This window comes from Robertmurraya mesotrionivorans (genome assembly GCF_050971805.1).
Classification (GTDB): domain Bacteria; phylum Bacillota; class Bacilli; order Bacillales; family Cytobacillaceae; genus Robertmurraya_A.
Genome location: NZ_JBPCCH010000053.1, coordinates 1 through 1,324, shown reverse-complemented (window position 1 = coordinate 1,324; position 1,324 = coordinate 1). Strand labels below are relative to the sequence as shown.

Annotated in this window: 1 protein-coding gene and 1 rRNA gene; both read left to right on the top strand. The window is 34.3% G+C overall.

The genetic code is table 11. The features are described from left to right. Positions 1-8: 8 nt before the first annotated feature. Positions 9-124, top strand: a 5S ribosomal RNA gene (gene rrf, locus ACRX5O_RS25165). A gap of 127 nt (positions 125-251) precedes the next feature. Next, positions 252-1,094 carry a tyrosine-type recombinase/integrase gene (locus ACRX5O_RS25160; protein ID WP_119706741.1) on the top strand — a complete coding sequence of 281 codons (843 nt, stop codon included), beginning with the start codon at positions 252-254 and terminating at the stop codon, positions 1,092-1,094. The last annotated feature ends 230 nt before the right edge of the window (positions 1,095-1,324 follow it).

Below are 1,324 nucleotides of genomic sequence, written 5' to 3'. Positions count from 1 at the left end.
AATACTGGTCTAGTGGCGATAGCGAAAAGGTCACACCCGTTCCCATACCGAACACGGAAGTTAAGCTTTTCAGCGCCAATGGTAGTTGAGGGTTTCCCTCTGTGAGAGTAGGACGTCGCCAGGCACCCATAAAGAGAGTAGTCAACATGACTACTCTCTTTTTTTATAATTTTTTTCGCGGAAGTTTACTTCTTTAGTCATTTCCTATAAGATGTAAGTAATACCAAGTCTGATTGATTGGAGTGATATAGTTGCAAGAAACTAATGTTCTAGCTCAGTTTACAGAATGGCTTAAACAAGTAGGGAAATCACCTAGCACGGTCTCAACATATCAACGTGAAATTCAAAAATATCAAGACTGGCTTCAACAATATTCGATTTATTTAGAGGACATATCACAAAAGGATGTTCAATCATATGTTTCCTTTTTAGAGCAGCAGGGGAAAAGTCCAGTAACTATTGATAAAATACTTGGAGCGATTCGTACCTTTGCGAAATTCTTAAAGAAACCTGATATCATCATTGATATAACTGTGGTTCCCGTAGAGAAAAAAGACGAAATTGAAGTGTTAACCACTTTTGAATGTGACCAACTTGTCCGTGAAGTAAAAAAGGATGGACATAATAGAAACATTGCTATTGTCTATTTATTACTTCATACGGGTATTAGAGTGTCAGAATTATGTTCTCTAAATAAGTCTGATATTGATTTCGAAAGAAATCTAGTGTTAGTAAAACATAACTCTACTGGTGAAGAAAGAGCGATACCATTATCTGATGAAGCTAGGGCTTATCTGGAAAACCATATAGAATTAAATCGTATCGAAGATGCTTTGTTTGTTTCTAAATCCAACGAACGACTTTCTGAGAGATCGGTTCAATATATGCTTAAAAAGTATCAAGTGAATCCTCACAAATTAAGGCATACTTTTTGTCAGCGGCTTATTGATAAAGGAGTTGCTTTAGAAATAGTATCTGAATTAGCAGGTCATAAAGATATTAATGTAACAAAAAGATACGCAAAATCTAGAATGAAGCAACTAGAGTTAGAAAAGGCCATTCAGAATACTTTTTCTAATGATACACTAGGTTAGGTTGTTTTTAAATATCGGTTCTGTAACTAAAAGCCATGTACGAGTGTACATGGCTTTTAATAATTCTTATCAAAAAATTGTTGTATTATGTATAGTAATTATGTAAGATAGTCTTTGGCTTCAAAAATTTGAAGTCTCTTTAAAAATAATTCAAAAACAGAAGTTGACTTCTGCGAATCAAGATGATATAGTAATACATGTAGCCGACAACGACGACTTGAAAATAACTT